Raw genomic sequence first — 14,322 nt, forward strand, 5'->3', positions numbered from 1 at the left:
TGCTAACGCTTACAACCCAAATTGTAGTGAAACTTAGCTGACATCGTAAATATGTAGGTTGTGCATTGTCATGTTAAAGGCGTGTAAAACCGCGCTGCTGCGGGACTTCCAGCCTTATTAGCCTGTATGGACGAATGCTGTACGGCTGCCGGAAATGTGTGAATTATGAACCTCCCCGCACGCTGCAAAAGTTACATATTGTGATCACCGGGCAGGTATGCAAACATTTGCTACGAATGCCAACGCTACAACACCCGACTGATGATATAGGAGGTTTCTGTCATGACCCGTACAACCGCACACCTCATCTCCCACACTCATTGGGACCGTGAATGGTACATGCCTTACGAGCGACATCATGTCCTGCTGGCGAAGCTGATGAATGAACTTCTGGATACGCTGGAAAAGGATGAGCGCTACCGTTATTTCCACCTGGACGGACAGACCATTATTATTGAAGATTATCTCCAGATTCATCCTGAGCGGAGAGAGCAGCTGGAGCAGTTCATCCGGGATGGCCGCATTATCATCGGACCCTGGTATGTGCTCCAGGATGAATTCCTGACCAGCTCCGAAGCCAACGTCCGCAATCTGCTGATCGGCCATCAGGATGCGGCGAAATACGGCGTCATCTCCAAGCTGGGTTATTTCCCGGATTCCTTCGGCAATATGGGCCAGGCCCCGCAGCTGCTCCGGCAGGCTGACATTGAGACTGCGGTGTTCGGCCGCGGTGTGAAGCCGACGGGCTTCGATAATATGGTGGGCGAGCTGAACAGCACCAGCTATGAATCGCCTTATTCGGAGATGTACTGGGAATCCCCCGACGGCTCCAGCGTCCTTGGACTACTCTTCGCGAACTGGTACAGCAACGGCAACGAAGTGCCGGTGGATGCAGGCGAAGCCAAGGTCTTCTGGGAACGGAAAATCGCCGATGCCGGCAAATATGCCTCCACCCCGGAGCTGCTGTTCATGAACGGCTGTGACCATCAGCCGGTACAGCGAGATCTGGCCGATGCGCTGGAGACCGCCCGGGAGCTGTACCCGGACATGGATTTCGTCCATTCCAGCTTCGAGCAGTATTTGAAGGCGCTGGGTCCTTCGCTGCCCGAGGATCTCGTCACTGTACACGGCGAGCTGCGCAGCCAGCACACGGACGGCTGGGGAACGCTGGTCAATACCGCTTCCGCACGTGTCTATCTGAAGCAGATGAACCAGCGCGGGCAGACCCTGCTGGAGAAGGGCGCCGAGCCGCTGGCAACACTGGCTTATCTGGTCAGCGGCCAGGCTTATCCCCATGCCCTGCTGACCTACGCCTGGAAGACGCTGATGCAGAATCACCCGCATGACAGCATCTGCGGGTGCAGCGTGGATGAGGTTCACCGCGAGATGATTACACGCTTCGAGAAGAGCAGACAGGTTGGCGAGGCTATTGTGGAGGAGAGCCTGAAGGCAATCTGTGGTCAGATCGGAACCAAGAACGTTGAGGCTTGGGGAGAATTAGCCATTCCCGTAACCGTCTTCAATACCACCGGCTGGGAACGCAGCGGGACGGTTAGCGTGGAGGTGGCGGTTGCCAAACGATACTTCAAGGAAGGCCCTAATCCTGCGGCGATTGCCGATGCGCTGGATCAGCTACCGCTTGAGCTTGCTCGCGGGCGGCTGCTGGATGTTGACGGACGGGCCATCGCCTGCAAGGCAGAGGATCTCGGCACCCGGTTCGGCTATGAGCTGCCGGACGACCAGTTCCGCAAGCCTTATATGGCGCGGATGGTCCGGCTGACCTTCGAAGCCCCGCAGGTGCCGCCGCTTGGTTACAGCACCTTCGCCTGGGCAGAGTCGCCGGGCGGCGCATCCGCTGAAGCGGCCGGGGCTCCTGCTGAGGGTCCGCTTAAGCTGCTCGAGCGCGGGATGGAGAATGACTTCCTGGTCATCCAGATCCGGGAGAACGGCTCTTATGATGTAACCGATAAGCGGACCGGCAGAGTCTTCGCAGGACTCGGTGTCTATGAGAACTGCGGTGATATCGGCAATGAATATGTGTTCCGCCAGCCGGAAGATGATATTACCCTGACAACCAGGGGACTTGATGCCCGCGTTACCCTAGCCGAGCAAGAGCCTTACCGCATCACCTATGAAATCGTGCATGAATGGGCCATTCCGGCTTCCGCCGATGCTTCGTTTGAGGAGGAGAAGCGCCGGATGGTTCCGTTCCGGCAGCGTAAGGCCGGGCGCTCCGCTGAGCAGGTACCGCTGCGGATCGTGACCCGGATTAGCCTGGAGGCTAACGGGACCGGCATTCAGGTCTCTGCCTCGTTCAATAATCAGGCCAAGGACCACCGGCTGCGTGTTCTTGTCCCTACGGCTCTTGCGGCCTCCACTCTTCTGGCTGATTCCATCTTCGAAGCCGCTGAGCGCGGGATTGAGCCGGTAGCGGACTGGATCAATCCAAGCAATGCCCAGCACCAGCAGGCTTATGTCAGCGTGTCAGACGGCAGCGCCGGACTGCTGGTAGCCAACCAAGGGCTGAATGAATATGAGGTGCTGCGAGACGGCAGCAATACCATTGCTGTCACCCTGCTGCGCAGCGTGTCGGAGCTGGGAGACTGGGGCGTATTCCCTACACCGGAAGCCCAGTGCCTCGGTGAGCAGACCGTGGAATTCGCGGTCCGTCCTTATGCCGGAGATGCCGGCTGGCCGGAAGTCTTCGCCTGGGCCTACCAGTATCAGGTGCCCTGGTTCACTGTCCAGACGGGCCGGCAGCAAGGCCCTCTGCCTGCTCAGTATCAGCCGCTGGAGTGGCAAGGCCGCACCCTGGCGCTCTCGGCCTTCAAAATATCAGAAGCCCATGAAGATATTATTCTGCGGTGGTACAATCTGGCAGGCGCGCCGCAGGACCTCGCGCTTACGCCGCATTTTTCCGTAGAGGCTGTACATGCCAGTGATATCCTGGAACGGCGGAAACACAGGGAAGCTCTAGATGAAGGAAGACTCCGCAGCTCCATCGGCAAAGCCCAAATTGTCACCTATGCCCTGCAAATAGCACAACCCTAAATCCACTATGTCTGAGGAGGAATTACACTATGAACCTGCCCGCTTCCATTGCCACCTATCTGAATGAGGCCGATGAACGGCTCGCGCACCACCCGAAACTCCGGCAGTTGTTCCGCAACTGCTTCCCGCATACACTGGAGACAACCACGAAGCTGCTGGAAGACGGCACTACCTTCGTGTTCACCGGCGATATCCCGGCCATGTGGCTGCGTGATTCTACGGAGCAGGTGCGCCACTATATTCCTTTTGCCAAAAACGACCCTGAACTGCAGCGGATTCTCCGCGGCCTGATCGCCCGGCAGATGTTCTATGTCAATATTGATCCATACACGAATGCCTTCAACGAAACGGCCAGCGACAAGCATTACCGGGATACCGACGACTGCAATCTGAACCCGTGGATGTGGGAGCGCAAATATGAGCTGGACTCCCTGTGCTTCGTCGTTCAACTGGCTTATATGTACTGGAAGGAAGCGGAGCAGAGTGATATCTTCGATGCCGCCTGTTATCAGGCGCTGACCTCCATCGTGAACACGATCGAGACCGAGCAGCATCACGGGGAGAAATCTCCATACCATTTCATCCGGCAGACGCTTCAGGATACAGAAACTTTGCACAATAACGGACGCGGGATGCCAGTCAACTACACCGGTATGAGCTGGTCCGGCTTCCGTCCAAGCGATGACAGCTGTGAATTCGGCTACAATATTCCCTCCAATATGTTCGCGGTAGTTATTCTGGGATATATCCGCGAGATGGCAAGCGAGGTCTATGGGGATGAACGGCTGGCGGCGCGGGCGGCGAAGCTGCGTAAGGAGATCGACTTCGGCATCCGCACCTACGGCATCGTGAACCATCCGAAATACGGCAGAATTTACGCCTACGAGACGGACGGCTACGGCAATTATTCCCTGATGGACGATGCCGGTACGCCGGGACTAATGTCCATTCCTTATATTGGTTATGTGGGCGTAGAGGATGAGATTTATCAGAACACCCGCCGGTTCGCCCTCAGCTTCGACAATCCGTTCTACTTCGAGGGCAAGCACGCCAAGGGCATCGGCAGTCCGCATACGCCGGGCGGTTATGTGTGGCATATGGCGCTGTCCATGCAGGCGCTGACGGCAGATAACGATGAGGAGATCAAGGAGCTGATCGACATGCTGATCCGGACCGACGCCGATACCGGGTACATGCACGAGGGCTTCCACCCGGATGACCCCGCCGATTTCTCGCGCGAGTGGTTCGCCTGGTCCAATAGCCTGTTTGCCACGCTAATCGGCAAAGCGATGGATAAAGGGCTGGTCTAGTCCAGGGAAGCCTATTCAGCTCATTTTCCAGACAACTCATATAATTTACTGATACAAAAACGGCTACGGCCTCCTTGATTTCAAGGGGCCGTAGCCGTTTTTTTGATAAAGCTGGCAATTTAGCCCGTGTCCGGCGGGTTGAAGTGCATTAATACCCTTCATTCTCACATTTGGCCCGCGTCCAGCGGATTGAGGTGCATTAATACCCTTCATTCTCACATTTAGCCCGCGTCTGGCGGATTGAGGTGCATTAATACCCTTCATTCTCACATTTAGCCCGCATCTGGCGGATTGAGGTGCACTAATACCCTTCATTTCCACTTTTAGCCCGCGTGCGCGGAATTCAGGTGTACTAATACCCTTCATTCTCACATTTGGCCCGCATCCGGCGGATTGAGGTGTACTAATACCCTTCATTTTCACTTTTGGCCCCCGTCCGGCGATATCAGGTGCATTAATACCCCTCATTTCCACTTTTAGCCCGCGTCCAGGGGATTGAGGTGTACTAATACCCTTCATTTCCACTTTTAGCTCACGTCCGGCGAATTGAGGTGCATTAATACCCTTCATTCTCATATTTAGCCAGCTTCTGGCGAATTCAAAGGGATTTATCCCTTTGGTTTCCACATTTAGCCCACTTTCGGCGAATTCAAAGGGATTTATCCCTTTGGTTTCCACACTTAGCCAACTTCCGGCGAATTCAGAGGGATTTATCCCCCTGAATCTCCACTCAGCCCACCTCCAGCAGCCCATCCTCATCCTTAGCTTACCCACGCCAGACAGTTCCCCTATTCCCTCTATCCAAACAAACGGCTGCGGCCTCCTTGAACTCAAGGAAGCCGCAGCCGTCTACAGGTTAGCCAATCTTCTATTTAGTAGCCGCTCTGGCTCTGTTCGCCTTTGGCAATCGCCACACCACCGCTTGTCCCGATCCGGCTTGCACCTGCGCCGATCATTACGAGGGCATCTTCCGCGCTGCGGACACCGCCGGAGGCCTTCACGCCAATCTCAGGGCCAACAGTCGCCCGCATCAGCGCGATATCTTCCTTGGTTGCCCCGCCGGTTGAGAATCCGGTTGAGGTCTTCACGAAGTCTGCTCCCGCTTCTACAGCAAGCTTGCAGGCGCGGATCTTCTCTTCTTCGGTCAGCAGGCAGGCTTCAATGATGACCTTGGTCAGCGCCTTGCCGCGTGCGGCTTCGACTACTGCAACCATATCGCGCTTCACCAATTCATCATTTCCGTCTTTCAGTGCGCCGATGTTGATGACCATGTCCACTTCACCGGCACCGTTCGCAATCGCATCAGCCGTTTCAAAAGCCTTGACCTCCGGTGTCGATGCTCCCAGCGGGAACCCGATTACCGTACACACCTTCACTTCCGGAGTATCCTTCAGCACGGCATGGGCCGTGGCTACCCAGGCGGGGTTCACGCAGACAGAGGCGAATTTGTACGCCTTGGCTTCCTCTGCCAGCTTGATAATATCGTCTTTACGGGCATCCGCCTTCAGCAGCGTATGATCAATAATCCCGGATATTGTAGTCTCACTCATTGTTCTATTCCTCCATGTAATCGGTATTAGATGTTCACATACCTTGTAATCATACCAATAGTCGGATACTTTTGAAAGCTGGAGGCCAACATCTGTTCAATAACGATACCGGGGGACATGACAGATCAGGCAGCCGAAGGAGGTACCTCTGACTCAGACCTTCACCTGCCGGATGGCTTCCCGTAAGCTGCCCGTATTCGCGCTGATGGTCATCGAAGCCTCGTAGACTTCTTTGATCTTTTCCAATTGCAGGCCGGTCAGCTCACGGATCTGCCGTGTCTGCTCCGAGACATCTCCGGCAATATCAGCCATACTGCCTACAGTGGCTGCTACCTCCTCCGAACCTGCGGATAGCTGCTCTGCGGTCGCCGACACATCAATAATCTGTCCGGCCACCTCACGAAAAGCGGCTGAAGCCTCCAGCAGAGAAGCCTCCGCTTCGGCGGATATCCGCACCCCTTCCTCCACTTCACCGGATGCTTGCGTCATTTGCGCACTGATGTTGGCCGAAGCCTTGCTGATATGAATCAGCAGGTCGGCAACCCGCTCCACGGAGACAGCGGAGCCTTCCGCCAGCTTGCGTACTTCACCGGCTACGACCGTGAAGCCTCTGCCATGCTCCCCCGCACGCGCTGCCTCAATAGAGGCGTTCAGGGCAAGCAGCTTCGTCTGGTCCGCGAACTGCTTTATCGCCGCCAGCGCGCCTTCAATCTCCCCGGCATAACCTTGCAGCAGCAGCACGATATCCAGGGTATCCCCAGTGGAGACGGAGATCGACTTCATCTGCTGATTCGTATGGTTCATGGCAGTCTGGGACGACTGGACAATATCCAGCGCCTTGAGCGCGAATTCCGAAACCGTAGCCGAAGCCTCCGAGATGCGCGTGATCCCCTGTGCCATCTCATCCATCGCCACAGCGCTGCTCTGCGCCCCTTCGGTCTGTGAATGCGCACCGGCGTAGATGTCGCTTATTCTGCCGTTGACAGCCTCACTCATCTTCAGCACATCGTCGGCGTTCCGGGCGAAGGTCTCGGAGGAACCGTAGAGACTGTCAGACGCAGTAGACACATTGGATACCATCCCCCGCACTCTCGTATTCAGATCTCCTGACATCTGAAGCATCGCCTGATAGGCTGTTCCAATCTCGTCCCTGGAGGTAACCGGACGGGTATGCAGTATCCGGCCTGCCTCAGCCAGGTCGCCTCTGGCCATGGTCTCCGCACTCTTCGTGATCGTCCCCAGCGGACGCAAAGACCTGGATACGAACCAGGCCAGGACTGCCAAGGCAGCCAACGATAAGGCCAGAATAATGCTATAGAGCGGCAGACTTTGCATCAGGACATCACGGGTCAGCGTACTGAGGACAGCCACATCGGTATCAATGCCCAGCGCTCCAATCAGTGCCCCGCCAGCATCTGTCATAGGCACAAAGGCCGAGATATAATCCCCATATTCAGGGTTTCGGATCAGCGGCGTGCTGGCCTTCTCTCCGGCAAGCACTGCCTCAACGGCAGCAGCCGGCATATCCGTACTTTCGTTGATCTGTGAAGCCAGCGGGTCCCCCTCCGGTCTGCCGTCAATCATCAGCATCGGCTGACGCGCTTCATCAATTCGCACAAAATATACATAACGGGCACCCATCGACTTCCGGAACTGATCCAATTCATTGCGGAGTGACCAATACAGGTCCGTCTCCTGCGGATCGGCCAGGAACTCGCGGTAGCGTCCGGCATCAATCTGTGTAACATAATGGCTGGCAATACTCATGTTGTAGCTGCTGATCGTCCCTTTGACTGCTGACCCGGTGTTCCCCCATTGAATGGCGACATTCCCTGCCGTAATACATAGAATCACTGCGGTCATAACACATAGGATACGGGCAATCAGTCTTGTCCGGATAAAAGAAAACATAGAGGCCTTCCCTTTCGCGCATTACAATTGCGTTATTAAAGTAGGGCCATCTCCGAAATGCAATGACAAATGTCCCTCTACCGGAAAATTTCGACAAACTTTTCAAAAATCCTTTTTCCTGCTTCAAGATACTTTAGGACTGCACCGATTCAGCGGGAAACAGAAGACTGGTGGATGGAGCGAACCTTAGACATCCTTATCTCGTTAAAAAAGGCTGCTTCCGGAGCATACAACGCTCCAAAAGCAGCCTTTCCTCTTAGCTTTATGATTTATCCATGGCCGCCGGAGGGCGACAATCCGACCCGCTGTACCAGCCGGGCGCTTTCTTCATTTAAGCCGGTTATCGTTACTTTTTTGCCCAGCGCAGCGTACTTGTCCATCGACCTCGCAATCGCCCCCACCGCTGACTGATCCCATACATGGGAACGGCTGAAGTCGATAACGACCTGCTCCGGGTCACTCTCATACATGAATTCATTCACGAAATGACTGGTTGTCCCGAAGAATAGCTGACCCGATACTTTATAAGTAGTTACAGAGGCCGTAGTATGAACGCTCAGCTGTATGGAAGCTATCTTCCAGGCAAAAGACAAGGCGCTCAGCAGGACACCGAACAATACGCCGATCGACAGGTTATCGGTAGCCACTACCGTTACCACCGTGACGACCATGACCAGGGCGTCGCTTAACGGAATTCTCCGCAAGGAGGTCAGGGACTTCCATTCAAAGGTGCTGATGCAGACCATAATCATTACACCGACCAGTGCGCCCATCGGAATCTGCTTGACCACATTGCCCAGAACAAGTATCAGGAACAAGAGAAACAGCCCGGATACAAAAGTTGACAAGCGCGTCCGTCCGCCCGATTTCATATTGACCATCGACTGGCCGATCATCGCACAGCCTGCCATACCCCCGAAGAAGCCCGTCACGATGTTGGCAAGACCCTGACCCTTCGCTTCCCGGTTCTTGTCGCTGCCTGTGCCGGTGATATCATCAATCAGCGTGGCCGTCATCAGGGATTCCAGTAATCCGACTACAGCGAGCGACAGCGAATACGGCAGAATAATCATCAGCGTATCCAGCGTGAACGGAAGATTCGGCAGATGGAACACCGGCAGCGCTGAAGTAATTGTCCCCATATCACCCACGGTTCTTACATCCAGATCAAGCACAATGCTGAGTACCGAGACTGCAACAATGGCGACCAGCGCCGAAGGCACAGCCTTGGTGATCCGCGGAACCGTATAGATAATGACCAGGGTAAGGGCCACCAGTGCGTACATAATCCAGCCCTGTCCTTCAAAATGCACCAGCTGAGCCATAAAGATCAGGATCGCAAGCGCGTTGACAAAACCGGTCATGACCGGCTGCGGCAGAAAGGTGATGAATCTGCCCAGCTTCAGCATCCCCATTACAATCTGAAGGATGCCCGCCAGCACCGTCGCTGCGAACAGGTACTCAATGCCGTGCGAGAGCACGAGGCTGCCGACCAGCAGCGCCATCGCTCCTGTCGCTGCCGAGATCATGCCCGGTCTTCCGCCGGCGAAGGCTGTGACAATAGCGATACAGAACGAGGCGTACAATCCAACCATAGGGCTTACACCGGCGAGGATGGAGAAAGCAATCGCTTCAGGAATTAAGGCAATAGCCACGGTCATGCCCGATAGAACATCACTCCGTGTGTTGGAGAACCAACCGTTGTTGTATGAGACAGATTGCTTCAAATTTTCAGTTCCTCCTGTGTTTTGTGATAAGGTGATAGGCTTTGCCATAAAGCCCCGGTCCGGTGCACCGCCAATGCTATTTATTGTACCTGACCCGCCTTACACTCCACAAAAGTGAATCTTATTCTTGTAAGCGCTAATTCCTTTTATTTTCTCCCGGATACTGCTATTATCGCCCGAATTCTAGATATTGAAATTAACGGTATAATCCCGAAGCCTTCACTTCATTGAAGAAGGTGTTGAACTCCTCAATGTTAAGCTGCTGAGCCGCATCGGACAATGCCGTGGCCGGATCAGGATGCACCTCCACCATAATACCGTCAGCTCCGGCGGCAAGCGCAGCCTTGGCACAAGGAATCAGAATATCCTTGCGTCCCGTCGAATGGGTCACATCGACCAGCACCGGCAGATGGCATTCCTGCTTGAGAATCGGCACCGCCGAGATATCCAGCGTATTGCGCGTCGACTTCTCATAAGTACGGATGCCGCGTTCAATCAGCATAATCTCCATATTGCCGCGGGACATAATATATTCTGCCGCATGAACGAATTCATCCAGCGTCGCGGATAATCCGCGCTTCAGCAATACCGGCTTATTCACTTCCCCTACGGCCTTGAGCAGCTCGAAGTTATGCATATTCCGTGCGCCGACCTGTATGACATCCACATAATCCATTGCTTCATCAATATGGCGGGGGTCCACAATCTCACTGATGGTCAGCAGCCCGTATTCGTCCGCCGCTTCACGCAGAATTCTCAGTCCGTCCATCCCCAGCCCCTGGAAGTCATAAGGTGAGGTACGGGGCTTGAAGGCTCCGCCGCGCATGACCTTCACGCCCGCCTTCTGCAAGGCCGCAGCAACCGTACGGGTCTGCAGCTCACTCTCCACGGAGCAGGGCCCTGCCACCATCAGTGAGGATAAGCCGCCGACGGTAACATTCCCTGGAAGAACGATAACGGTGTCCTCCGCATGATTTTTACGCGCTACCAGCAGGGATTTCTTATGCTCTGTACTCTGCAGGTCAAGTGAAGCAGAGAAAATCTGCTTGAACAAAGTGCGGATGGTTCCGCTGGTGAACGGCCCCTTATTGCTCGCTACCAGCTTCTCCAGCATAGCCTTCTCCCGTTCAGGATCGAACTTCGGCACACCCTGCTTCTCTTTGAGCACTCCAATCTCCTGAACGATTCCGGCACGCTCCGAGATCAGCTCCAGCAATTGACTGTTAATCTCATCCAATCTTCCTCTTAGACCATCCAATTCCACATTACTCATTCCGGGCACTCCCTTTGTATAGTTAATAGTTAAGTCTGTGAATCAACGCAAAAAGACCCCCCGCCGCAAGGGACGAGGAGCCGTGGTACCACCCTTATTTAGAGCTGAATCCTGCTGACGCATCAGCACCCGGGTAGGGAGTAAATTTCCCGGCCCTGAATCAACTCTGTCTTACATCCGTTAACGCAGGAAGCGGGCCGTCCTACTCAGTCCTGCTGCAGCAGGAACCTTCAGGGGCCGACTCGGAAGTGAACTTCGGCACTAAACGTCGCATGAGGGTGCTCTCAGTCTCCGGCACACCTTCCCTGTTAAGCTCCGCTATGAAGTGCTTACTCTCTTCGTCATTGTCATTACATGGTATATCGGTGCGTCTTATGCACCGGTTTCTGCTATCTTAATCAAAAAGGCTTCCACATGCAAGACTTCACAGCGCTGCCTTACAGCTTTAACACAGCATTGTGATTAAATTGTGAATAGAGAACATGCCCCGCTGCTCAGAAAAAGGTATGGATCACAGTCATAATAGCTTCGCTTCTCAGCGGCTTGCTGATGTACTCATCCATTCCTGCTTCAAGACATAACTCCCGGTCGCCTTTAAGCGCGTTGGCGGTCACTGCGATGATTACGGGCTGCAAGTCTGCGGGCTGCTCTGCCCGGATTCTTGCCGTTGCCTCCAGGCCGTTCATGCCTGGCATCTGCACATCCATGAAGATCAGATCATAGCTGCGCCGGCCGGTCATCTCTATGGCCTGACGCCCATCTTCGGCAACATCTACGGCGAACCCCTGCTTTTCCAGGATTTTGCGCAGCACAATCTGATTGATCACGTTGTCTTCAGCTACCAGAATCCGTAACGGGCGGCCCAATACCCCCTGCTCGAGCAGGTCTCCACCCGGCCCTTCAGCCGGAAGCGCCTGTACTTCGGTCCGGAGTACCACGGTGAACACAAAGGTTGCCCCCTGCTCAGCCGTGGGGTCCAGATATATTCTGCCGCCCATCCGCTCCACCAGCTGCTTGCTGATCGCCAGCCCCAGACCGGTTCCTTCAGCCTTGCGGCCCATGAACTGATCCGTCTGGTAGAACGGCTCGAACAAGCGGCCGCGGGCAGCTTCCGGAATACCGCTCCCCGTATCGGCCACAGTGAATTGCAGTGTTACGCCTGCCGGACTTCCGGCAATACGCTGCACGCCCACTTTAATTCCGCCCGTACTGGTGAATTTCACTGCATTGCCGACCAGATTAAGCAGAACCTGCTTCAGCCGTTCCCCATCTCCGATCAGCTGCTGCGGCACATCCGGCCCCACCTCTACCCCGATATCCAGACCTTTACGCTCCGCCTTCAGCTTCAGCAGCTCAAGAGCGGAATCCATGCAGTGCTGCAGGATGAACGGCTCATCCTGCAGTGTGATTTTGCCTGCCTCAATCTTGGAGAGATCGAGAATATCGTTAATGATATTCAGCAGGGATTCCCCGCTCTGGCGGATAATCTCCAGGAACTCCCTCTGCTGTGAGTCCGGCTCACTCATCTCCAGCAGCAGGTCGGTCATCCCGATCACCCCGTTCATCGGGGTGCGGATTTCGTGGCTCATCATGGCCAGGAATTCACTTTTGGCACGGTTGGTATGCTCTGCCGTTTCTTTGGCAATCAGCAGCTTCTTCTGCTCGGTAATATCCTTGACGATAATATAAAAGCCAACGGTAGAATTGTTGATAATAATCGGGGCAAGGGTTGTCAGAACCTCTACGGAATGCCCGTCCTTATGCCAGATCAGGTTGATGTCCTGTTCCATGGTCCGGCTCTTGTGACCCAGGCCGATTACATTCTGAAGGTGATGTTCGCCAACGATCCGGCCGACACTCATGCCCACCAGTTCGGGTATGGTATAACCTGTCAGGCGTACCGCCTGTTCATTCCCGTTGATGATATGACCCTCCAGGTCCAGAGAGATGATGGCGTCATGATTATACTTCTTCAGCGACGTATAACGTTCGACAGACTCCTGCAGCTTCTGCTCCATAATCTTGCGCTGGGTCACATCGCGGCCTACCGCAAGCACGCCCCGCTCCCCGCCATATTCGACCATTCTCATTGTGAACTCGATCCAGAGATATTCCCCTGAGGCATGAAGAATCCGCAACTGGACGCTAGGAGATTCAGCGACCTGCTGCTCACTCATGAATTCCATATCCTCAGGGTGAACCAGTCTGCTGATATCACGGCCGACCAGCTCCTGCGGCTTGTACCCGAGCACATCCTCAACCGAAGGGGAGCAATACTGGCAGAAGGAGCCCGGCGAAGCATAATACACAATGTCCCTGATATTCTCTGCAATCAGCCGGTACAACCCGTCTGGAGGCTCAGAGCGTTCCTTCCGGGGTTCCCGGAGCGGCAAGCCCGCCAGATGAATAAGGTAATACAGCCCTGCTCCCGTTGAGGGCTCGTTAACCCTGGCAACATGCAGCAGCACCGGAACCGCAGTGCCGTCCGCATGGCGCATATTCAGTTCCGCTTCCCAAAAAGGGGCTTCTCCCGCGCTCAAAGTACCCATTCTATGCTTATGTAACTGCTGGGAATCTTCATACACAAACTCTGCGAAGGGATGTCCCAGCAGCTCTTCTTCGGTATATCCGAGCAGAAGGGTAACTGCCGGGTTCACATTTGTCCATACTTCAGAAATGGAGAGAAAGGCTGCTCCGGCAGTTCCAGTTTTAAATGCCTGTTCCAATGGAGAAGAAGCCTGCGCATGCTGTCCTAGCATAAAATCCACCGCCCGTTTGTGGAGTAATAAATGCAATTCTTTTATATTAAATCCGTAATATAAATATCTTGCATAATCAGGCGAAAGTCAAATCATGTTGTCGAAATATAGACTGCCCCATATTGAGTTAAGTTATCGTGTGAATCCTGTACTTTTTATTAATGAATACAATAGCCTGTGAACCGGCCGCCAGACAGAGTTCTCCCCAGTTCTCCACCTTTGATTATTTCTTTGTTATCTTCAGCCGATCTTCTATCATTCTTCGCTGCAAAGCAGTCTTTTCACGGTCTCGGTGAACGCTTTGACCTGAAATGGCTTGGTAATATATGCGGCAAAGCCCTTCTTCCGGGCCTTCTCAATATCCGATTTTTGAGCGAACGCGCTGGTCGCCAGTACCGGAATATGACTAGTCGCCGTATCCTGCTGCAATATTTCCAGAGCTTCATATCCGTTGAGTCCGGGAAGCCCTATATCCAGGATGATCAGATCCGGCAGAGCTTCCCGGGCCATGCTTAAACCGAGTTCTGCCGTCTCAGCCTTCAGCAGCAATACGGAGGGCAGGTTTCTTTTGAAGATATGGTACACCAAAGCCATGTTGAGCTGATTATCTTCCACGTATAGTACTGTCCACTTGTACTCCTCCATCCAGCATATCCTCCTAAAAAATCTCAGCACCACCAATACCTGCTGCGGACAGGCAGAAAATAAAAAAGCCGAAGAAAGGGACCATTCCCCCTTCTT

At 54.2% G+C, this 14,322-nt stretch carries 9 protein-coding genes; 2 read left to right on the forward strand and 7 right to left on the reverse strand.

From position 1 onward, the window contains the following. Positions 1–282 precede the first annotated feature (282 nt). Positions 283–3,051, forward strand: a complete 2,769-nt coding sequence (locus tag KDC22_RS28975; RefSeq protein WP_211721197.1) for an alpha-mannosidase — start codon at positions 283–285, stop codon at positions 3,049–3,051. Between the two features lie 29 nt (positions 3,052–3,080). After that, positions 3,081–4,361, forward strand: a complete 1,281-nt coding sequence (locus KDC22_RS28980) for a glycoside hydrolase family 125 protein (RefSeq protein ID WP_211721198.1) — start codon at positions 3,081–3,083, stop codon at positions 4,359–4,361. A 63-nt stretch (positions 4,362–4,424) separates the two neighbouring features. Here the strand turns inward: KDC22_RS28980 and KDC22_RS28985 are convergent, their stop codons facing one another. The 7 genes from KDC22_RS28985 to KDC22_RS29015 all read right to left on the reverse strand — a co-directional run bounded on the left by KDC22_RS28985 (position 4,425) and on the right by KDC22_RS29015 (position 14,226). Further along, positions 4,425–5,039, reverse strand: a complete 615-nt coding sequence (locus KDC22_RS28985; RefSeq protein WP_211721199.1) for a hypothetical protein — start codon at positions 5,037–5,039, stop codon at positions 4,425–4,427. A 194-nt stretch (positions 5,040–5,233) separates the two neighbouring features. Further along, positions 5,234–5,911 (reverse strand): deoxyribose-phosphate aldolase, encoded by a 678-nt coding sequence (gene deoC / locus KDC22_RS28990; protein WP_211721200.1) that lies wholly within the window; start codon positions 5,909–5,911, stop codon positions 5,234–5,236. 153 nt (positions 5,912–6,064) lie between these two features. Next, positions 6,065–7,774 carry a methyl-accepting chemotaxis protein gene (locus KDC22_RS28995; protein ID WP_246553090.1) on the reverse strand — a complete coding sequence of 570 codons (1,710 nt, stop codon included), beginning with the start codon at positions 7,772–7,774 and terminating at the stop codon, positions 6,065–6,067. A 317-nt stretch (positions 7,775–8,091) separates the two neighbouring features. Then, positions 8,092–9,549, reverse strand: a complete 1,458-nt coding sequence (locus KDC22_RS29000) for a SulP family inorganic anion transporter (RefSeq protein ID WP_343221832.1) — start codon at positions 9,547–9,549, stop codon at positions 8,092–8,094. 196 nt (positions 9,550–9,745) lie between these two features. Continuing rightward, a complete protein-coding gene (locus KDC22_RS29005; protein WP_211721203.1) occupies positions 9,746–10,822 on the reverse strand; it encodes a bifunctional 3-deoxy-7-phosphoheptulonate synthase/chorismate mutase in 1,077 nt (358 codons plus the stop codon). A gap of 494 nt (positions 10,823–11,316) precedes the next feature. Beyond that, positions 11,317–13,581, reverse strand: a complete 2,265-nt coding sequence (locus tag KDC22_RS29010) for a PAS domain-containing sensor histidine kinase (RefSeq protein WP_211721204.1) — start codon at positions 13,579–13,581, stop codon at positions 11,317–11,319. 255 nt (positions 13,582–13,836) lie between these two features. Beyond that, on the reverse strand, positions 13,837–14,226 hold the full coding sequence (locus KDC22_RS29015) for a response regulator (RefSeq protein WP_211721205.1): 390 nt from the start codon (positions 14,224–14,226) through the stop codon (positions 13,837–13,839). Positions 14,227–14,322 lie beyond the last annotated feature (96 nt).

The organism is Paenibacillus tritici, from assembly GCF_018207515.1.
GTDB lineage: Bacteria > Bacillota > Bacilli > Paenibacillales > Paenibacillaceae > Paenibacillus_AQ > Paenibacillus_AQ tritici.